Source organism: Mycobacteroides immunogenum, assembly GCF_001605725.1.
Classification (GTDB): domain Bacteria; phylum Actinomycetota; class Actinomycetes; order Mycobacteriales; family Mycobacteriaceae; genus Mycobacterium; species Mycobacterium immunogenum.
Genome location: NZ_CP011530.1, coordinates 4910957 through 4929783, shown reverse-complemented (window position 1 = coordinate 4929783; position 18827 = coordinate 4910957). Strand labels below are relative to the sequence as shown.

18 protein-coding genes and 1 pseudogene are annotated in these 18827 nt (G+C 64.1%); 14 read left to right on the top strand and 5 right to left on the bottom strand.

Going from position 1 to position 18827, the window contains the following annotated elements; genetic code table 11:
• Window positions 1-156: 156 nt before the first annotated feature.
• Window positions 157-792 carry an Rv0340 family IniB-related protein gene (locus ABG82_RS24415; RefSeq protein WP_043080575.1) on the top strand — a complete coding sequence of 212 codons (636 nt, stop codon included), beginning with the start codon at window positions 157-159 and terminating at the stop codon, window positions 790-792.
• A 16-nt stretch (window positions 793-808) separates the two neighbouring features.
• On the opposite strand, the gene ABG82_RS24410 is transcribed toward ABG82_RS24415, so the two are convergent.
• A complete protein-coding gene (locus ABG82_RS24410) occupies window positions 809-1198 on the bottom strand; it encodes a DoxX family protein (RefSeq protein WP_052511159.1) in 390 nt (129 codons plus the stop codon).
• Window positions 1199-1565: 367 nt separating this feature from the next.
• Between ABG82_RS24410 and ABG82_RS24405 the strand changes: the two are divergent.
• The 6 genes and pseudogenes from ABG82_RS24405 to ABG82_RS24380 all read left to right on the top strand — a co-directional run bounded on the left by ABG82_RS24405 (window position 1566) and on the right by ABG82_RS24380 (window position 8853).
• Window positions 1566-3543 (top strand): annotated as a pseudogene (locus ABG82_RS24405) (IniB N-terminal domain-containing protein).
• A 125-nt stretch (window positions 3544-3668) separates the two neighbouring features.
• Window positions 3669-5552 carry a dynamin family protein gene (locus ABG82_RS24400; RefSeq protein ID WP_043076850.1) on the top strand — a complete coding sequence of 628 codons (1884 nt, stop codon included), beginning with the start codon at window positions 3669-3671 and terminating at the stop codon, window positions 5550-5552.
• Window positions 5549-7042, top strand: coding sequence for a dynamin family protein (locus ABG82_RS24395; RefSeq protein ID WP_043076849.1), 1494 nt, complete (start codon window positions 5549-5551; stop codon window positions 7040-7042). The genes ABG82_RS24400 and ABG82_RS24395 overlap by 4 nt, the downstream gene beginning before the upstream one ends.
• 4 nt (window positions 7043-7046) lie before the next feature.
• Entirely contained in the window at window positions 7047-7715 is a 669-nt protein-coding gene (locus ABG82_RS24390; RefSeq protein ID WP_043076848.1) for a hypothetical protein, read from the top strand.
• A 19-nt stretch (window positions 7716-7734) separates the two neighbouring features.
• Window positions 7735-8388: a hypothetical protein gene (locus ABG82_RS24385; RefSeq protein WP_043076847.1), complete on the top strand. Its 654-nt coding sequence runs from the start codon at window positions 7735-7737 to the stop codon at window positions 8386-8388.
• 78 nt (window positions 8389-8466) lie between these two features.
• Window positions 8467-8853, top strand: coding sequence for a hypothetical protein (locus ABG82_RS24380; protein WP_043076846.1), 387 nt, complete (start codon window positions 8467-8469; stop codon window positions 8851-8853).
• Here ABG82_RS24380 and ABG82_RS24375 read toward each other — a convergent pair.
• Genes ABG82_RS24375 through ABG82_RS24365 form a run of 3 tightly spaced genes read right to left on the bottom strand, consistent with a single transcriptional unit; the run spans window position 8847 to window position 10810 of the window.
• Entirely contained in the window at window positions 8847-9329 is a 483-nt protein-coding gene (locus tag ABG82_RS24375) for a hypothetical protein (RefSeq protein WP_043076845.1), read from the bottom strand. The two genes, ABG82_RS24380 and ABG82_RS24375, sit on opposite strands and share 7 nt — an antisense overlap.
• A gap of 57 nt (window positions 9330-9386) precedes the next feature.
• The gene (locus tag ABG82_RS24370) at window positions 9387-9848 is read right to left on the bottom strand and encodes a hypothetical protein (RefSeq protein ID WP_052510941.1); all 462 of its coding nucleotides are present in this window, start codon (window positions 9846-9848) and stop codon (window positions 9387-9389) included.
• A 26-nt stretch (window positions 9849-9874) separates the two neighbouring features.
• Window positions 9875-10810, bottom strand: coding sequence for an LLM class F420-dependent oxidoreductase (locus tag ABG82_RS24365; protein ID WP_043076843.1), 936 nt, complete (start codon window positions 10808-10810; stop codon window positions 9875-9877).
• Window positions 10811-10950: 140 nt separating this feature from the next.
• Here ABG82_RS24365 and ABG82_RS24360 point away from each other — a divergent pair, with 140 nt between their 5' ends.
• The 7 genes from ABG82_RS24360 to ABG82_RS24330 all read left to right on the top strand — a co-directional run bounded on the left by ABG82_RS24360 (window position 10951) and on the right by ABG82_RS24330 (window position 17399).
• Entirely contained in the window at window positions 10951-11430 is a 480-nt protein-coding gene (locus tag ABG82_RS24360; RefSeq protein WP_043076842.1) for a TlpA family protein disulfide reductase, read from the top strand.
• Between the two features lie 15 nt (window positions 11431-11445).
• Complete coding sequence (locus ABG82_RS24355; RefSeq protein ID WP_043076841.1) at window positions 11446-12294, top strand: cytochrome c biogenesis CcdA family protein; 849 nt, start codon at window positions 11446-11448, stop codon at window positions 12292-12294.
• 62 nt (window positions 12295-12356) lie between these two features.
• Window positions 12357-13046 (top strand): hypothetical protein, encoded by a 690-nt coding sequence (locus tag ABG82_RS24350; protein ID WP_043076883.1) that lies wholly within the window; start codon window positions 12357-12359, stop codon window positions 13044-13046.
• Between the two features lie 182 nt (window positions 13047-13228).
• Window positions 13229-15097 (top strand): molecular chaperone DnaK, encoded by a 1869-nt coding sequence (gene dnaK / locus ABG82_RS24345; protein WP_043076840.1) that lies wholly within the window; start codon window positions 13229-13231, stop codon window positions 15095-15097.
• Window positions 15094-15753: a nucleotide exchange factor GrpE gene (grpE, locus tag ABG82_RS24340; protein WP_043076839.1), complete on the top strand. Its 660-nt coding sequence runs from the start codon at window positions 15094-15096 to the stop codon at window positions 15751-15753. The genes dnaK and grpE overlap by 4 nt, the downstream gene beginning before the upstream one ends.
• 45 nt (window positions 15754-15798) lie before the next feature.
• Window positions 15799-16983 carry a molecular chaperone DnaJ gene (dnaJ, locus tag ABG82_RS24335; protein WP_043076838.1) on the top strand — a complete coding sequence of 395 codons (1185 nt, stop codon included), beginning with the start codon at window positions 15799-15801 and terminating at the stop codon, window positions 16981-16983.
• On the top strand, window positions 16980-17399 hold the full coding sequence (locus ABG82_RS24330; RefSeq protein ID WP_043076837.1) for a heat shock protein transcriptional repressor HspR: 420 nt from the start codon (window positions 16980-16982) through the stop codon (window positions 17397-17399). The genes dnaJ and ABG82_RS24330 overlap by 4 nt, the downstream gene beginning before the upstream one ends.
• Here ABG82_RS24330 and ABG82_RS24325 read toward each other — a convergent pair.
• A complete protein-coding gene (locus ABG82_RS24325; RefSeq protein WP_043076836.1) occupies window positions 17396-18550 on the bottom strand; it encodes an FAD-binding oxidoreductase in 1155 nt (384 codons plus the stop codon). The two genes, ABG82_RS24330 and ABG82_RS24325, sit on opposite strands and share 4 nt — an antisense overlap.
• Window positions 18551-18827: the final 277 nt, after the last annotated feature.

Below are 18827 nucleotides of genomic sequence, written 5' to 3'. Positions count from 1 at the left end.
GTGGTGTTTCACCCCGCAGCCCAACACTAGGGGATGACGGCCGTCACACCCCCTAATGACATGACATCCCCTAATGCGCGTCCCCCAATGGGGTATTAGTGGGTCACGGGTGGCTCCCCGTAGCAGGGGGTGGGACTGCCTCCTACCATCGCAGATATGGGCAATAACCTGTTGGATTTCGTCATGGCGCTGGTCCGTGACCAGGACATGGCTGCCCAGTACGCGGCCAATCCGCAACAAGTTATTGCCGACGCTCATCTGGAGGGGGTCCAGCCCTCGGATGTTTCCGCGTTGATTCCGGTGGTCAGCGAGTCGATGCCCACCCTGGGCGCGCAAGCATCACAGCTTGCCGCGAATCCTGGGGGGACAGATCTGGCGCATGCGGTGCAGGGCGCAATTCCAGCCGACAACATCTGGACAAGTGGCGCGGCGAATCAAGCCTTCGCGGCGTTCGACTCGCCCTTTACGGCGCCGACACATGACCCCAGCCTGGATGCGGGGCTGCACGCGGCGACTAATGCCGTCTCGGATCTGGCCACTCGTCAGGATGCGATCACGGTTCCCGATCAGTTCAGTCCGTCGGCGGGCGGCGCGGTCGCCGCGATTGACCAGTTCCACACTCCGTTGCAGACCCCCGGTGCCGGGTTCGAGCCTCAGCATTTCGGGGCCGACGTGGGCGCGGTTGGTCCTGTCGACTCTGGCTTGCACGATCCGTTCTTCGATCAGGGAAATCTGGGACACGACGTCGCGACCGATCACGGTCACCACGACACCGGAATCGACCACTTCTAGGTCGCGGTCGCCGGCTTCAGTCGCCAGCGCGTTGCGCTCGTACCCTGTCTAGGGACAGCCGGGAGTCATCGGCCGCGAGCGCCAGCAGCAGTAACCCCCAGCAGAAGGTGGCTGCGAAGGCCCCGCCATTTTGCATGGGTTCCCAGTGCACCGGCAGATGCTCGAAGAAGTACGCGTAGGCCATCATCCCCGCCGCGAGTACCGCGCAGACCCGTGTCCAGAGTCCTACCATCAATAGGGTGCCGAGCGTCAGCTCGAACACGCCAGCCCACCAGTACGGCCAGTTGAGAAACGGCTCGGGATGTCCGGAACCCGTGGGTGACCCGCCCCACCAACCAAAGATTTTCTGAGTCCCTTCCAGCAGGAAGATGACCCCAAAAACCAGGCGGGCCCCCGTGGGAATCACCCACCGCAGGGTCTGGCCGGCTTTCTGGGCGTTCATACGCTTCGTCCCTCCTTCTGGGATGGGTCGGCGGTGCGGCTCCGGCGCAACACCGGCCGGGTGTCGATCTCCTGGCCATGACGTGCGGCGATATCGATCAAGCTGCCTGGTCTAGGCGCTCTGGCGAATCTAGTAAAGCCCACTCTGGACGCCTGCTCGAGACACCCCCTAGTGGCCCCCTAATCCCCTAACGGGGCTGGGCGCAAACCCCCGTGGGGGATCGGCGGGGAAGGGGAAGTTCTCCCGTTTTCAGGGCATCCGCAGGTTCGTAGGTTTGTATTCAGTTCGACCGGACAGACCCGGTTGACTCCGATCCTCAAAGGAGACCCCAGTGTCCATCATCGACTTCATCCTGAACCTCTTCCGCGACCCCGTGCAGGCCGCAAGCTACGTCGCCGATCCCCAGGCCTCCCTGGCCAGTGCCGGGCTGTCCGCGGTGACCGCCGCGCAGGTCGGCGCGGTGATGCCGGTGGTCGCCGAGTCGGTGGCCTCCAACTACGGCTACCAGTCGCAGTGGGTCAACACCGGTAACCCGATGCACGACCTGTCGGGCAACCTGCAGAACTACTACGGCGCACAGCCCGACGGTCCGAACATCCTGTCGCCGTCGTTGCTGAGCCCCCGGGACAACGATTTCATGAGCCACAACGACACCGACTTCGCGAGCCACAACCCGATCGCAAGCGGCAACCAGGTGATGAGCCCTAGCGGGAACGTCGACAGCTTCAACCGTGGTCCACTGCTGGACTTGAGCTTTGGTGACCTGCAGTTCGGTAACCGCGATACCACCGCGATCGGCGATGGTGCCGTGGCCGTGGGGGGCAGCAACTCTGGCCCCATCGCTTCGGGCAAGGGATCGACTGCGGTCAACGGCGATGTGCGCGATAGCAACATCATCAACGCAGACCATGGCAGCAGTGTCGGTGTGGACCAGAGCCAGACTCGGGTCGGTGGCGATTACACGAACGTCAGTGGGCACGGCGCTGCCAACATCGACAAGAGCGTGAACGTCGTTGACGATCATTCGCAGCGCAACACCACCAACATCAATGACTCGTTCAATACCGACCGCTCGACCAACATCGGCTCGGGTAACACCACGAACACTGAGATCGCCTCGCACAACCAGGCGAACATCAGCACCGCGACGAGCGGCGCAGGTTCGGCCGCCGTGGGCGGTAACGCTGGTTTGGCGGGCAATGCTGGTTTGGCGGGCAATGCTGGTTTGGCGGGTAACGCTGGTTTGGCGGGTAACGCTGGTTTGGCGGGTAACGCTGGGTTGGCGGGGAACGCTGGGTTGGCGGGTAACGCTGGTTTGGCGGGCAATGCTGGTTTGGCGGGTAACGCTGGTCTGGCCGCTAATGCTGGTTTGGCCGGTAGCGCCGCGGTCGCAGGCAACGCCGCAGTCGCGGGTAACGCCGCGGTCGGTGGTGGTGTGAACACCGGGATTGGTGGTGGTGTGAACACCGGTGTTGGTGGTGGCGTGGGTGCTGGTTCTCATGTTGGTGGTGCTGTTGGTGGGGGTTCGCATGTTGGTGGTGCGATTAGTGAGTCGTTGGGTGGCTCGGGTTCTGTTGGCGGCGGCACGGCGGTCGGTGGTGGTGTGAACACCGGTGTTGGTGGTGGCGTGGGTGCTGGTTCTCATGTTGGTGGTGCTGTTGGTGGGGGTTCGCATGTTGGTGGTGCGATTAGTGAGTCGTTGGGTGGCTCTGAGCATGTCCCTGAGCTTCGAATCCGGTGCCGGCCGCAGCATGTGAACCCATTGAGGAGTTCAGCGACTCGTTCATCGAGGAGCTGTGCGAGGCATTGAGCGAGCTGCTCATCGAGTCATTGATGGCACTGGCATGGGAGCCGCTGCCGACCGCTGTGCTGCCGCCCACCGAACCCGAACCGCTCAGCGCATCGTTGATGGCACTGGTGTGGGTGCCGCCGCTGACCGCTGTGCCGCCGCCAACAGAACCCGAGCCACCCAACGACTCACTAATCGCACCACCAACATGCGAACCCCCACCAACAGCACCACCAACATGAGAACCAGCACCCACACCAGTGCCATCAACGATGCGCTGAGCGGTTCGGGTTCGGTGGGCGGCAGCACAGCGGTCGGCAGCGGCTCCCATGCCAGTGCCATCAATGACTCGATGAGCAGCTCGCTCAATGCCTCGCACAGCTCCTCGATGAACGAGTCGCTGAACTCCTCAATGGGTTCACATGCTGCGGCCGGCACCGGATTCGAAGCTCAGGGACATGCTCAGAGCCACGTGGCGGCGACCGACCACACCGCCCTGCCGGGTACCGAGCACCACTGATTCTCGGATGGATGCCCCGCACCCAGAAATGGTGCGGGGCATCCGCATGGGGTGTTGCCCCGGCCGTGCCGACCTAGGGAAATGGCACAGTATGAGGAACTTCGAGCGAGAAGGGTTACGGGACCTTGTCTGACACTGCACAGGACAGCCAGCAGCAGCTTGCGCTCATCAACGAGCTGCTTGGGCATGTGCGCAAGATCGCCGGCGAGAACGATCGAGGCGATCTGATTGACCGCTTGAACCGTGTGGACCAACTTCTCGTGGACCGCCCCCTGCGCGTGGTGGTGGCCGGCCAGCTCAAGCAGGGCAAGAGTCAGCTGGTGAACTCATTACTCAACATGCCTGTCGCACGGGTGGGCGATGATGAAACCACTTCGGTGACAACCGTTATCAGTTACGGTGACCAGCCCTCAGCCGCATTGGTTGTTGCCCCCGCCGACCAGTATGACGGCGGCGGGCTCTCCGGGGAACCCGAGATCATTCCCATTCCGGTGGCAGACATCGGCAAGGATCTCAAGCGCGCGCCGCAGGCCCAGGGGCGCGAGGTACTGCGGGTAGAGGTCAAAGTGGCCAGCCCGATGCTCAAAAGCGGTCTATGCCTGGTGGATACACCCGGGGTCGGTGGGTTCGGTCAACCGCATCTGTCCAGCACGCTCGGTCTACTTCCCGATGCCGACGTCATGCTCATGGTGAGCGACCTGAGTTCCGAATTCACAGAACCTGAACTGGTTTTCATCCAGCAGGCACTGGATTTGTGTCCCGTCGCGGCGATCGTCAACACCAAAGTGGACCTGTACCCGCAGTGGCGTGCTGTAGTGGGCGCCAACTCTGCTCATCTGCAACGCGCCAATATCAGCGTCCCGGCCATAGCCGTTTCTTCGGCGTTGCGTACGCATGCGTTGCAGCTCAACGACAAGGAGCTCAACGCGGAATCGAACTTCCCCGCGCTGGTGACCTTCTTGAGTAACGCCATCGCCGATCAGCAGGCCACTTCGCGCCAGCAAGCGACCGCCGAGATCGGCTCGGCGTCTGAGCATCTCACTCTCACGCTGGATGCCGAGCTGAGTGCTCTGCAGGATCCGCAGAGTCGTGACGAACTCACCTCGGATCTGGAGCGGCGCAAGCGCGAAGCCGAGGAAGCACTAGCTCATACCGCGCTGTGGCAGCAGGTTTTGGGTGACGGCATCACCGATGTGTCTACCGATGTCGAGCATGATCTGCAATCACGATTCCGGCGCATCCTGCAGCGCACCGAGGAGGTCATAGACCGCACCGACCCCACCAAGAACTGGGCGGAGATCGGGGCAAAACTTGAACAGGCCGTGGCTAACTCGGTGGGAAACAACTTCGTGTGGGCGCACCAGCGGGCCATGCACCTGGCCGCCCAGGTGGCCGAGACCTTCGCGACCGACGGCATGGAATCTATCAAGATGCCGCGCCTGCGGGCCAGCGAGATGGGCGCCGACCTGAGCGACCTTAATTCGCTGTCGAAACTGGAGGCCAAGCCGATCAAGCTGGGGCACAAAGCAATCACCGGTCTGCGCGGGTCCTACGGTGGCGTCATCATGTTCGGCATGCTGACCTCCGTTGCTGGGCTCGGCATGTTCAATCTCATCTCCCTGGGTGCCGGCGCCATGCTCGGCAAGAAGACCTACAACGAGGACATGGAGAATCGGATGCTGCGCATCCGGGGCGAGGCCAAGACCAACGTGCGCCGGTTCCTTGACGACGTGTCCTTCGTCGTACTCAAGGAATCGCGCGACAGACTGCGGCTGGTGCAGCGGCAGTTGCGTGATCATTTTCGCGAGATCGCCAACCAGACCACCCGATCTCTCAATGAGTCGCTGCAGGCGGCCATCGCGTCGGCACGGTTAGAAGCCGAGGACCGCGATGCGCGCACCCGCGAGGTGGAGCGTCAGTTGCATATCCTTCGCCAGGTCAACACCCATGTCGAGGCGTTGCAGCCCGCCGATGAGCCCCTTGCGCGAAAAGTGGCACGGGACGCATGAGCGGCATCGATCAGGCCCGCCTCATCATTGGCAGCGCATTGCGCGCCTACCAGAGCGATTCGCGGTATCTGCGCGTCGCAGAGCCGCATGACGAATTGCGGCGTATCGCCGCCAGGCTCGACGAGCCCATCCGGGTCGCCATCGCCGGCACTCTTAACGCAGGAAAATCCACTTTGGTCAATGCGCTTGTCGGAGAAGATATTGCACCCACGGATGCCACCGAGGCCACGCGAATTGTGGCGTGGTTCCGGCATGGCGCCGCACCGCGGGTCACGGCCAATCTCTTCAGCGGTGTGCGCCAGGACATCCCCATCCGTCGCGAGGGAGGGCTTTCCTTCGAGCTTGACCGGCTAGACCCGGCGTCGGTAGCCGACCTCGATGTCAATTGGCCTGCTCCAGAATTGAACGAGATCACGCTCATCGACACCCCCGGTACCTCATCGTTGTCCACCGATGTCTCCGAACGCAGCCTGGCGCTGTTGGTACCGGAAGACGGCGTGCCACGGGTCGATGCGGTGATATTTCTGCTGCGCAGCCTGAATGCCGCCGATATCGGACTGCTCGCCCAGATCGGCAAGCTTGTCGGTGGGGAGCGTGGGGGTTCGGTGGGAGTGGTGGGCGTGGTGTCGCGTGCCGACGAGATCGGTGTCGGCAGGCTCGATGCGATGTTGTCCGCGCGGGAGGTGGCTGCCCGGTTCGCCGCGGAGATGGAGCGCACGGGCATCTGCCAGGCCGTTGTTCCCGTGGCCGGGCTGCTGGCGCTGACAGCGCGCACCCTGCGGCAGTCCGAGTTTGTCGCGCTGCAAAAACTCGCCGAATTGGACCCGCAGGTGCTGGCCAAGGCGCTGCTTTCGGTGGACCGTTTTGTGCGCGAAGATGATTCGCTGCCGGTCGATGCACAGACTCGGGCTGCGCTACTGCACCGATTCGGGATGTTCGGTATCCGGATCTCGGTGGCCGTCATCAGGGTTGGTGTTGCCGATGCCACTGGCTTGGCCGAGGAGCTGTTGGAGCGCAGCGGACTCGTGGAGCTGTACAACATCATCGCCAATCAGTTCGGTCAGCGCGCCGGCATCCTCAAATCGCACACCGCCCTGCTGTCGGCTCGGCAGGTACTGACCACATATCCGGTCCAGGGCGGGCGCCGGGTGATCGACGAAATTGACCCCCTGCTCGCCGATACCCACGCCTTCGACGAGCTGCGGCTGCTGGCGGAGCTGTCTTCGCGAAGCACCACACTCACCGAACACGAGACGGTGCTCATCCGCAGACTGTTGGGCGCATCAGGCACCGATGCCGCCGCGCGTCTGGGTTTGGACGACTCGCGTCCGGACCCGCGGCGTGCGGCCCTGGACGCGGTGGGGCGATGGCGGGCGCGAGCCGAGTACCCGCTCAACGATCCGTTCACCAGTCGGCTGTGTTTGGCGGCGGTCCGTAGTGCGGAAGGAATACTCACCCAATTGTCTGAGCACCAGCGCCCTGCATACTGAGCAGATGATGATGCGCCTGCTCGCCGCCAGCGTGGTCCTTGTGGCCGGCTTCGGCCAAGGATTCACCATGGCGACGGCCGCGGCCGAGCCCACCCCCAGCCCGGCGGGGCCCGCATCCAAGCCCGTTCCCGCCAGTGTGTGGATCAGCCCCGGCGAAATCCCGATGAGCGGTGATTACCACTGGTCAGCGGCCAACCCCACGGCCACCGGACGGGCATCCTTCCTGAGCATGCGCCTCTGTGGCAGCCCTTCGGCGGACGTGCTGCCGCCGGCATCGGCCATCGCGACCCAAGCCGCCTCGGGCACCCCGGCGTCCGTCGTGCAGGCCGCCGGGCAGTGGCCCGACGGAAACACCGACGGGGCCGCGGCCTTCCAGAGCGGTATTCGGTCCCAGCTCAATTACTGCCCGGGCGTCGGTGACGTGATCAGCGTCGACCTGCGCCCGGCTCCTTCGTGGTACGGATTCGCGGCGACGTTGTTGGTCGGCAAGGAGCGCGACAACCCCACCAGCGAAGTGCACATCTACAACGTGGTGCCGCCGGAGTCGGGCACCGTCTCGGAGCTCGCGGTCACCGTGCCCCGCACGGGACGCGAGCCGTCGCCGTGGAAGCCGGTCGACGACGCGACGGTCCTGCGTGCGCTGGCGCAGCCGCTGTGTAAGGGTTCTTGCTAACGAGGAATTTCCTGTGACGATGCGCGGATGGCTGCGGGCGGTCTCGGCGGCGGTCGTAATCGTTGGCCTGGGTACGGCGATTCCGGCTGTGGCAGAACCGAAGTCGCTACCGGATAGCGTGTGGGCGAATCCGCGAGACGTTCCCATGGACCATGCGTCGCATTGGGCTTCTTTGTCGCGCAACGCTGTTTCTGTGGATCGCCCCGCATTCTGGTCGGCCAATCTGTGTTTCTCGCTGGGCGAGAGCCTGCCGCAGTCGCCCGAGTCGGCATCAGCGACGGTCAGCTCGGATGAATCCGGTTGGACGGCAGTCGAAGTGATCGCGCATTGGCCCGGAGACACGTATGTGACCGATCAATACGCCTCGACGGTGTATCGATCGTTGCGTGCGCGATTGGACCGCTGCTTCAACGCCATTGGTGCTCAGGTCAGCGTGACCGATCTATCGAGTGGCCATGCGGCCACCGTGACGTTGCCCGCGCAGGGCAGCAAGCAACCCCAGTATCACCTGTACGTGGTGCAGCAGCCGGGCACCGGAACCGTGGCGGAATTGGCCGTGACGAACGCCGTCACCGGGGCCGTTGGTTCCTCGTGGGTAGAGGCCGACGACCATCAGGTTCTGCGGGGCGTGGCGACACCGATTTGCCGGACTGCCAAGAGCACTGCCTGCTGAGAATCGGCGTCCGATTTGTGCCGGTCCAGATGCCGAATCACCACCACCGCGTGCCCTTGACGGCGTAGCGTCCCAGGTATGCACGGACGTGGAGTCCTTTCAGGCGTATGCGGAATCGCGACGATCATTGCGATGGCCGTCTTGCTTACCCCGGTCTCGATTCAGGTAGGCACTGGCGACGCGGCACAGACGGTGACATGCGGCATGCCCGTCGGGCCCCGGTTGTCGCGGGCAGCGCAGCTGGATCAGATCAGCTCGGCGCAGAACCAGTCGACGAACTATCACGATCAGTGCGCGGCCAAGCTTGATACCCGGCGTATCTGGGCCATCCCGATCGGTGTGTTGTCCTTTGTGATCGCGCTATGCGCGGCGGGCCACCTGTGGAAGGAGAACACCCCTGGCGGCAGCCCAGCCCAGACGCATCATGGTCTGTCTGGGCCGCCCGGGATGCGCATGGCTCACTGACTTCCGACAGGCACCTGGATGTTGCCGCCGCCGGGAATCGGCACGACGACCGCTGGGCGGGTACTCGTGGTCGGCTGGGTTGTGGTGGTGGTCGGCTGAGTGGTTGTCGTCGTCTGGTCGGTTGTTGTCGTCGTAGTCGTTGTGGTGGTCGTGGGGTCAGTCGTCGTGGTGTCCTGACTGGTGGGCGACTGCGAAACCGTCTCAGTTTCGGTGACCGTCGTATTGCCGCCTCCACCGTGACCGCCGTGACCCTCGTGGCCGCCGCCGGAACTTGCTGGTGCTGAGCTGGTGGTCGAGGACACCGCTGAGGTGCTGCCCGCGGGGGCCGGCTTGTCGTCGCTGCGTGTGATGATCAAGGCGGCGATTACGGCCACCACGGCCACTCCGGCGCCGGCCAGCGCGATGAGCACCGCAGGCTGCTTGTACCAAGGATTGGGCTGGTCGGGTCCCTGGTCGTGGTACTGCTGGTTGAACATCGTTGGGTCTTCTGGCGGCTCCGGGTAGGACATGGTGCGGAGCGTAACCCAACTTTCTTAAAGCCCGGGGATTTGCGGGATCTGTGGAATTTGCGGGATTGGGGGTATCGGAGGGATCGGCGGAATAGGTGGCGGCGAAGGGATTGCGGGTATCCGATACCGATACGTCGGCGAGGTCGTTGTCTCGTAGTACGTGGGTTCGGATGTCTGAGCCGGCATCACCGGTTCCGTGGAAGGTTCGGCCGTGGTGGGGACGGTCGTCGACGGCTCCGAAACGGGTCCCCCCGTGGGGGTGGTGCTCTGCACCGAGGGCGTCGTCGTCAACGGTGTGTTGTCGCGGACGACGCGCTTATCCGTGGACAGCACGATGGTCATGAGCACCGCCACGATGGCGATGATCGCGGCGATGGTGCCCACGATTGCCGGCCCCGTGCGATACCAGGGCGTCGGCTTCTCACTCTCCTCGATCATCTCCGAGAAATAGCTCTCATCCTCGGGCGGACTGGGTGTCTGGCTCATCAGGGCAGGAGCCTAACCGAAGAAGGTCAACTGAATTGCGGTATCACGGTGGAGGCGAAGAACTCCAGATGATCCAGGTCATGCATGTCGAGTAGCTGGACGTACACACGCTGGACACCGGCCTGCACATAGACGTTCAGTTTTTCTGCCACCGCGTCGGGAGTTCCTGCGAGCGGGCTGTTTTCGGTGATCTCGTCCACCTCGCGACGGGCGTTCGCCGCGCGACGCGCGATATCGGCATCCGTGTCACCAATGCATGCGGCGAAGGCCGCCGAGTAGATCATCGAATCAGCAGGACGCCCGGCAGCTTCCACTGCTTGCGCCACGCGCGCATATCGGTCGGTGACGACATCGACCGGCTGGAACGGCAGGTTGAATTCGGCGGCGAAGCGCGCCGCCAGGGCCGGGGTGCGCTTGACACCGAGGCCCCCGATGACGATGGGCGGGTGCGGCTCCTGGACGGGTTTGGGTAGCGCGGGGGAGTCGGTCACCGTGTAGTGCGTGCCCGTATAGGAGTAGGTATCCCCGGTGGGCGTGGTCCACAGGCCGGTAAGGATGTCCAACTGTTCTTCGAGCCGGTCGAACCGTTCACCGAGCGGCGGGAACGGAATCGCATAGGCCTCATGCTCCTCGCTGAACCAGCCTGCGCCGATCCCAAAATCCACTCTGCCGCTGCTCATTTCGTCAACCTGTGCCACGGTTATGGCCAGTGGTCCCGGGTGACGGAAGGTGGCCGACGTGACCAGGGTGCCCAGCCGGATGGCGGTGGTTTCGCGGGCGATCGCCCCGAGGGTCACCCACGCGTCGGTGGGGCCGGGCAGCCCGTCGGCTCCGCCCATCGCCAGATAGTGATCGGACCGGAAGAATGCGGAGAATCCCAGTTCCTCCGCGGCCTGCGCCACGCGCAGCTGATCTGAGTAGGTGGCGCCCTGCTGCGGTTCAACGAATACCCGGAAGTCCATGACCGCCAGCGTACGTAAGGCCGAACACCCGGCCGCAGCTGACTTGCACAGCTGGTTACGGTGAGTGGACACAAATGTGCGTGAGTGACGGGTATGCGGCGAAACGAGGGAAAGTGAAATCACGCGTTGCGGTTTCGATCATGGCGGTATTGGCCCTGACTCTGGGCGTGGGGCTGTCCGGCTGCTCCGGAAGTGATCGGAGCGGCACTTCGTCCGAGCCCTCGTCGCGACTGCTGAATTTCACCGCACAGACCATCGATGGAGCCGACTTCGCAGGCAGCAGCCTTGCCGGTAAGAAGGCGGTGCTGTGGTTTTGGGCGCCGTGGTGCCCGACGTGTCAGAAGGAAGCCCCCGATCTGCAGAAGGCAGTCACCGCGCATCCTGATGTCACCTTTGTCGGAGTCGCCGCGCAGGATCAGGTACCCGCGATGCGTGACTTCGTGACCAAATACGGCCTGACCTTCACCCAGCTGGCCGACACCGACGCCAAGGTCTGGGCGCTCTATGACGTCACTCATCAGCCGGCCTTCGCCTTCCTTGGATCTGCGGGCAAAGCAGAGGTGATCAAGAGCCCGCTTTCCGGCCCGGAGCTCGACACGAAGATCGGGCAACTGCACTGACATTGCGGCATCGACGTGATTGACACTGCAGCACTCACTTTCGCGCTGGGCGCCGGACTTGTGGCCGCGCTCAACCCGTGTGGATTCGCCTTTCTCCCCGGTTATCTCGGGCTGGTGATCGCGGGAAGTGGCGGCACCACGTCGAGGCTGGCCGCCGTCGCGAGGGCCGCGACGGCGACGGTGGCAATGGCTGCCGGATTCCTCACGGTGTTCGGGATCTTCGGACTGGTCATCTCGCCCGTGGTCTCCTCGGCGGGCCGGTACATGCCCTTTGCGACCGTGGTGATCGGTGCGGCCCTTGTGGCGCTGTCGATCTGGCTGCTATCGGGGCGCGAACTCACCGTCGTGCTGCCCCGGCTGCCCGGAGGCGCACCGACCTCGTCGCTGTTGTCGATGTACGGCTACGGGCTCACGTATGCGGTGGCCTCGTTGTCCTGCACGGTCGGGCCGTTCCTGGCCGTCATCAGCACCACCTTCAAACAGGGCTCGGTCTTCTCGGGGATTCTGGCCTTCGTCGCCTACGGTGCGGGCATGGCGGTGACCGTCGGGGTGGCGGCACTCGCCGTTGCGCTGCTGGGCAATTCGGTGCAAGCGGGCATGCGCAAGGTGCTGCCGTACGTGGGGCGCATCGCCGGAGTGATCGTGCTGCTGACCGGTTTGTACGTCACGTACTACGGCTATTACGAGATCCGGTTGAACTTCGGCGACGGTAGCGCCGATGATCCGGTGATCAACGCCGCAGGCACGGTGCAGACGTGGCTGGTCGGCGTCGTGGATGCCATCGGTGTCTGGCCGCTGCTGGGCGGTATCGCCCTCATCGTGGCCATCGCGGTTCTGAGTTCATACGTTCGTAGAAGACGCTGAGCTACCCCTGCCTGGCCCGGTAGCCTCGGTGCTACCAGCCGACCGCGAGGGGGACGACGATGATGGCCAGGGTTTGGATCAAATCTGCGATGGCGCCCGCCCTGGCGCTGGCGGCGGCCGTGCTTGTGGGCTGTCAGAACGATCAGCCCATGCGCCGGATCTCCGCGGATGGCTCCTCGACATCGGCGGCCAGCAGCTCCTCGAGTGCGGCGACCTCGACCGCCCCGGCCAAACCCGTACGCACACCTGAGACGGACGTGGCCGCCATCGGCGCCCTGTTCGAACGTGAGCGACAGGCCAACGAGAACTACGACATAGATGCTCTCGTTGATGTCAGTTGTGCGCAGTACAAGGACGCGACGCGGGCCGCGATGATGAAGGCAGTTCAGCCGATGTCCTCATTGAAGAAGCCGGAGCCGCCCAACGATCCCGCGGCGGTCAAGCAGCTGGCGTCGCGGCTGCAGGAAATGCACCCGAAGATGTCGAGCCAAACGGCACAGGATTTGGCGGCGGCATGGGGCCGGCAGGATGAGGCCGCCTTTGACGCCGGTCAGCGCAAGATGCTCGCCGAGATCACTGTCGTCCAGGACTGGAAGGTGGACAACATCAAGGTCACCGGCGATACCGCCACTGCTGATGTGACTATGACGACCGTGTTTGACCAGTACCCACCCCAGACTCAGAACAATCACGTCCCGCTGTTGATCGAGAACGGCGAGTGGAAGGACTGCTTCCCGCCGCCGCAGGGCTAGGCAAAGTCCCTGATAGGACGGGGTTTGACCGCTCGGGAACAAATATCGGCAGCGGGCCGTTGAGCTGTATGTCGAACTTGAGTCACATCGACTCAACTATGGCTTGACGAAAAGGTCCGAACGAGGCAAACTTGAGCGGATCTCACTGAAGGCAATGAGGTAACCAACAGGAGGAATGAACTATGGCTCGTGCGGTCGGAATCGACCTCGGGACCACCAACTCCGTTGTCGCCGTCCTCGAAGGCGGCGACCCGGTAGTTGTCGCGAACTCGGAAGGCTCTCGCACCACCCCGTCGGTCGTTGCGTTCGCGCGCAATGGCGAGGTGCTGGTCGGGCAGCCCGCTAAGAACCAGGCGGTGACCAACGTCGACCGGACCATCCGTTCGGTCAAGCGTCATATGGGCACCGATTGGACCGTCGAAATCGACGGAAAGAACTACACCCCCCAGGAGATCAGCGCCCGCACGCTGCAGAAGCTGAAGCGCGACGCCGAGGCGTACCTGGGTGAGGACATCGCGGACGCCGTCATCACCGTGCCGGCGTACTTCAATGACGCCCAGCGTCAGGCGACCAAGGAGGCCGGCCAGATCGCCGGCCTGAACGTGCTGCGCATCGTCAACGAGCCGACCGCGGCCGCGCTGGCCTACGGTCTGGACAAGGGCGAGAAGGAACAAACCATCCTGGTCTTCGACCTCGGTGGCGGTACCTTCGACGTGTCGCTGCTGGAAATCGGCGACGGTGTCGTCGAGGTCCGTGCGACCTCCGGTGACAACCACCTCGGTGGTGACGACTGGGACGAGCGCATCGTGACCTGGCTCGTCGACAAGTTCAAGGCCAGCGCCGGTATCGACCTGACCAAGGACAAGATGGCCATGCAGCGTCTGCGTGAGGCCGCCGAGAAGGCCAAGATCGAGCTGTCCAGCTCGCAGAGCACCTCGATCAACCTGCCGTACATCACGGTGGACGCCGATAAGAACCCGTTGTTCCTCGACGAGCAGCTGACGCGTGCCGAATTCCAGAAGATCACTCAGGATCTGCTGGACCGCACCCGCAAGCCGTTCCAGTCGGTGATCAAGGACGCCGGTGTTTCCGTGGCCGACATCGACCACGTGGTGCTGGTGGGTGGTTCCACCCGTATGCCCGCCGTCACCGATCTGGTCAAGGAACTGACCGGTGGCAAGGAGCCCAACAAGGGCGTCAACCCGGACGAGGTTGTCGCCGTGGGTGCCGCGCTGCAGGCCGGTGTGCTCAAGGGTGAGGTGAAAGACGTTCTGCTGCTTGACGTCACCCCGCTGTCCCTCGGTATCGAGACCAAGGGTGGCGTGATGACCAAGCTCATCGAGCGCAACACCACCATCCCCACCAAGCGGTCGGAGACCTTCACCACGGCGGACGACAACCAGCCGTCGGTGCAGATCCAGGTGTACCAGGGCGAGCGCGAAATCGCTTCGCACAACAAGCTCCTGGGCTCCTTCGAGCTGACCGGCATTCCGCCGGCCCCGCGCGGTGTGCCGCAGATCGAGGTCACCTTCGACATCGATGCCAACGGCATCGTGCACGTGACCGCGAAGGACAAGGGCACCGGCAAGGAGAACACGATCAAGATCCAGGAAGGCTCCGGCCTGTCCAAGGAAGAGATCGACCGGATGATCAAGGACGCCGAGGCGCACGCCGACGAGGACAAGAAGCGTCGCGAAGAGGCCGATGTCCGCAACCAGGCCGAGTCGCTGGTCTACCAGACGGAGAAGTTCGTCAAGGAGCAGCGCGAGCCGGCCGAGGGTAGCGAGAAGGTCGTTTCCGACGAGACGCTGTCCAAGGTCGACGAGGCCATCGGTGAGGCCAAGAAGGCGCTGGAAGGCACCGACATCAGTGCCATCAAGGCGGCCATGGAGAAGCTCGGCGAGCAGTCGCAGGCGCTTGGTCAGGCCATCTACGAGGCCGCTGCCGCCAAGGCTCAGGCCGAGGGTGCCGGTGCTGAAGGTGGCGCTGGCTCGGCCGACAGCGATGTCGTTGACGCTGAGGTTGTCGACGAGGAGAAGGACAGCAAGTGACCTCGTCAGGTGGGCAAGATCGGGAAGAAGAACGCGAGCCGGTGACTGTCACCGATAAGCGCCGGATCGATCCCAACACCGGCGCGGTTCGCGAAGAGGCGAAGGCGGCTGACACCAAGGCTGCCGCAGCGGAACCGGGTGCTTCGGCACCCGGGGCCGCGGCCTCGGAGGGCGGCTCGGATGCGGACGCGAAGGTGGCCGAACTGACGGCAGATCTGCAGCGCGCGCACGCCGATTTCGCCAACTACCGCAAGCGGGTGGAACGGGACCGGCAGGCCGTCATCGACTCGGCCAAGGCGTCCGTGGTGACCCAGTTGCTGGGCGTGCTGGATGACCTCGACCGTGCGCGGGAGCACGGCGACCTGGAATCGGGTCCGCTGCGCAGTGTTTCGGACAAACTGACCGCGGCCCTCGAAGGGCTGGGGTTGGCCACGTTTGGAGCCGAGGGTGACGACTTCGATCCCTCGCTGCACGAGGCGGTTCAGCACGATGGCCAGGACGGTCATCCGGTGCTGGCAGCGGTGCTGCGCAAGGGTTACAAGTTGGGTGACCGGGTGCTTCGCCCCGCCATGGTCGTGGTCACCGATGGCGACACGGTTCAGCAGGAACCGGGAACCGCGGATGCCGAAACAAAATCCGAGACAGAATCAGAGTAAGAACTGCACAGTAAGACCCGATGGACGCGAAGGAGGTGATGTCGGGTGACGCAACGTGAATGGGTCGAGAAAGACTTCTACAAGGAGCTCGGCGTCTCCTCTACCGCGACCCAAGACGAAATCAAGAAGGCCGCGCGCAAGCTGCTGGCCGAGAATCACCCAGACCGAAACCCGGGGAACCAGGCCGCGGAGGACCGGTACAAGGCCGTCAGTGAAGCCAAGGACGTGCTGTCGGACCCGGCCAAGCGCAAGGAATACGACGAGACGCGTCGCCTCTTCGCCGGCGGCGGCTTCGGACGGCGCTACGGCGACAACGGATTCGGTGGCGGCGGCGGATTCAGCAGCGGCAGCAACAGCGCCGAGTTCAACCTGAACGATCTGTTCGGCAACGCCGACACCTCCGGCGGAGGTGGCATCGGCGATCTGTTCGGCGGCCTGTTCGGGCAGCGCGCTCAGCCCCGCGCCAGCCGTCCGCGTCGTGGCAACGACTTGGAGACCGAGACCCAGCTCGACTTCGTCGAGGCATGCAAGGGTGTCTCGGTTCCGCTGCGGCTCACCAGCCCCGCCCCATGCACCACCTGCCACGGCAGCGGCGCCCGCCCGGGCACCAGCCCCAAGGTCTGCGGGTCCTGCAATGGCAGCGGTGTCATCAATCGCAACCAGGGCGCGTTCGGGTTCTCCGAGCCGTGCGCGGATTGTCGTGGGACGGGCTCGATCATCGAGAACCCCTGCACCGACTGCCAGGGCACGGGTGTCACCACCCGGACCCGCACTATCACCGTGCGTATCCCGCCGGGAGTCGATGACGGACAACGCATTCGGCTGGCCGGACAGGGTGAGGCAGGTCTGCGCGGCGCGCCTTCCGGCGACCTGTACGTCACCGTGCACGTGCGGCCGGACAAGGTGTTCACCCGCGACGGCGATGATCTGACCCTCACCGTGCCGGTGAGCTTCACCGAATTGGCTTTGGGCGCTACGGTTTCCGTGCCGACCCTGGAAGGCCGTGTGGGAGTCAAGGTGCCCGCGGGTACCTCCGACGGACGCATCTTGCGAGTGCGCGGGCGCGGCATTCCCAAGCGTGCCGGCGGCAACGGCGATCTGTTGGTCACCGTCAAGGTCGCGGTGCCGTCGAAGCTGGAAGAGAGTGCGCTGGAGGCATTGCAGCGCTACCAGGTGGCCGAGAAGGCGAGCGGATTCGATCCGCGCGCGGGTTGGGCGGGTGCGCGATGACGTCCCCGCAGGGAGGCGGCGGCACCCCCCGGCGCCGCCAGCCTGAGCGGGGCGCTCGCACCTTCCTGATCTCGGTGGCCGCCGAGCTTGCCGGTATGCACGCGCAGACGTTGCGCACCTATGACCGGCTTGGGTTGGTCAGCCCCGAGCGCACCACTGGTGGCGGGCGCCGCTACTCCCAGCGTGACGTGGATCTGCTGCGCGAAGTGCAGCGCCTGTCACAGGACGAGGGCGTCAATCTCGCTGGCATAAAACGGGTTATCGAACTAACGAACCAAGTTGAGGCGTTGCAGGCCAAGCTTGCCGAGCTGACCGCCGAGGTGGCTCAGCTGCGCGCCGCGACAGCGGGCCGCGAGGTCGCGATCATTCCCAAGAGCACCGCGGTGGTCGTCTGGCAGCCGCGCCAGCAGCGCTAAAGCGGATCGTGCTGGATTCTGGAGGCGTCCGCCCCCTTTGAGACCAGCGCCTCCTTGGTGGCCTGGATCATCGGCGCCGAACCGCCCAGCAGGATCTGCCGATCGCCCCAGCCGCCGTACGTCGTCACTACCTCGGAGAGCAACCCTGTCTGGCGTACGTGAAGGCCGCGGGGCGGCGTTGGATCGTGGTAGTCGGCCGCCCAGTCCGGGTTCCGCGGGTACTCGGTGACGGGTGTGACCGACAGCCACGGATTTGTGGAGGCGATATGCCACAGCGTCCACAGGTCATAGAGTTCCTGCGGATAGCGTGCTCCGTAAAACAGGTGGACCCTTGGGTTTTCGGCCCACTGGGACAGCTCCATGATGAGACAGCGCAGCGGTGCGATACCGGTGCTGCCCGCGACCATCAGCACGTCTCCACCGTCGCGGTTCACCGACAGTGCGCCGAGAGGTGGGGAAATCCGCCAGGTGTCACCGACCTTGGTCTTGTTGACCATATCGCCGCTGACCAGCCCACCGGGTACCGCCTTGATATGAAACTCTAAGTAGCCCTCGGGATCCGGTGGTATCGCCAGGCTGAGGTAACGCCAATTTCGTGGGCTTTGCGGTACCTGCACGTGGACATACTGTCCGCAGTGATACGGCATGGGCGCGTTCAGCTTCAGCCGGATTAGCGCGAGATCCCTTGAGGTGCGGTGATATTCGATTACCTTCCCGTCCCACCAGGGTTGGCCGATGTCCGAGGCCGCGGCGCTGCGCATCACCTCGATCATCACCGTGTAGACCTCGGTGGCGGTGGCTTCCATCCGCTGATCCCAGATCGGCGCCAGTACCTCCCGAGTGGTGTCGAGCAGGGCTTGGCGCATGGTGTCGTACTGGCGGTCGGTGGCTCCGAACTTTCGATGGTCGCGGCCCAGCTGGGCCAGGAAGTTGACCAGGCCTTCGGTGCGGTAGGCCGCCATCTCCCAAAGCACAAACTGCAATGCCTGACGGAAATGCTCGCGCTGCGCCGACATGTCGGCAGGGAAGAGGTCGCCGACCGTGGGGTCTATCGCGAACCAGCGGCTGTAGAAGCTTCGGACAAGTTTGTGCCCCGATAGCTCGACCCCGCCGACCAAGTCATGCAGTGCTTCGACATCCTCAAGCCCCACGAGCGTCTGTTGCCTAACCTTTCCGGGGTTCTTCTACCGAGACGCCAGTTTAGGAGGGAAGTCCAAGAGGCGTCTGGGAGCGGCCGGGGCCAGATGTACTGGAGGCGCGCCGGCGGTGTGTGATGTGTGTGCTGAAGGTTTCCGTATCGAACTATTCTCCCACTAGACGGAGGATGTTCTGACTCCAGAGGGCATTGCTCAACTTCGATCGCGCCGACAACTCCGCGACACCATCGGGGCGCGTCGCGCTTTGAGGCGCATCGCACCCCGCACATTT

Bases quoted from the DNA above. Each gene is read 5' to 3' on its own strand.
- dnaK (WP_043076840.1), top strand. From the start codon at position 13,229: ATGGCTCGTGCGGTCGGAATCGACCTCGGGACCACCAACTCCGTTGTC.
- ABG82_RS24365 (WP_043076843.1), bottom strand. From the start codon at position 10,810: ATGGACTTCCGGGTATTCGTTGAACCGCAGCAGGGCGCCACCTACTCA.
- ABG82_RS24370 (WP_052510941.1), bottom strand. From the start codon at position 9,848: ATGAGCCAGACACCCAGTCCGCCCGAGGATGAGAGCTATTTCTCGGAG.
- ABG82_RS24330 (WP_043076837.1), top strand. From the start codon at position 16,980: ATGACGTCCCCGCAGGGAGGCGGCGGCACCCCCCGGCGCCGCCAGCCT.
- ABG82_RS24385 (WP_043076847.1), top strand. From the start codon at position 7,735: ATGCGCGGATGGCTGCGGGCGGTCTCGGCGGCGGTCGTAATCGTTGGC.
- ABG82_RS24380 (WP_043076846.1), top strand. From the start codon at position 8,467: ATGCACGGACGTGGAGTCCTTTCAGGCGTATGCGGAATCGCGACGATC.
- ABG82_RS24350 (WP_043076883.1), top strand. From the start codon at position 12,357: ATGGCCAGGGTTTGGATCAAATCTGCGATGGCGCCCGCCCTGGCGCTG.
- ABG82_RS24390 (WP_043076848.1), top strand. From the start codon at position 7,047: ATGATGATGCGCCTGCTCGCCGCCAGCGTGGTCCTTGTGGCCGGCTTC.
- ABG82_RS24375 (WP_043076845.1), bottom strand. From the start codon at position 9,329: ATGTTCAACCAGCAGTACCACGACCAGGGACCCGACCAGCCCAATCCT.
- ABG82_RS24415 (WP_043080575.1), top strand. From the start codon at position 157: ATGGGCAATAACCTGTTGGATTTCGTCATGGCGCTGGTCCGTGACCAG.
- ABG82_RS24360 (WP_043076842.1), top strand. From the start codon at position 10,951: ATGGCGGTATTGGCCCTGACTCTGGGCGTGGGGCTGTCCGGCTGCTCC.
- ABG82_RS24395 (WP_043076849.1), top strand. From the start codon at position 5,549: ATGAGCGGCATCGATCAGGCCCGCCTCATCATTGGCAGCGCATTGCGC.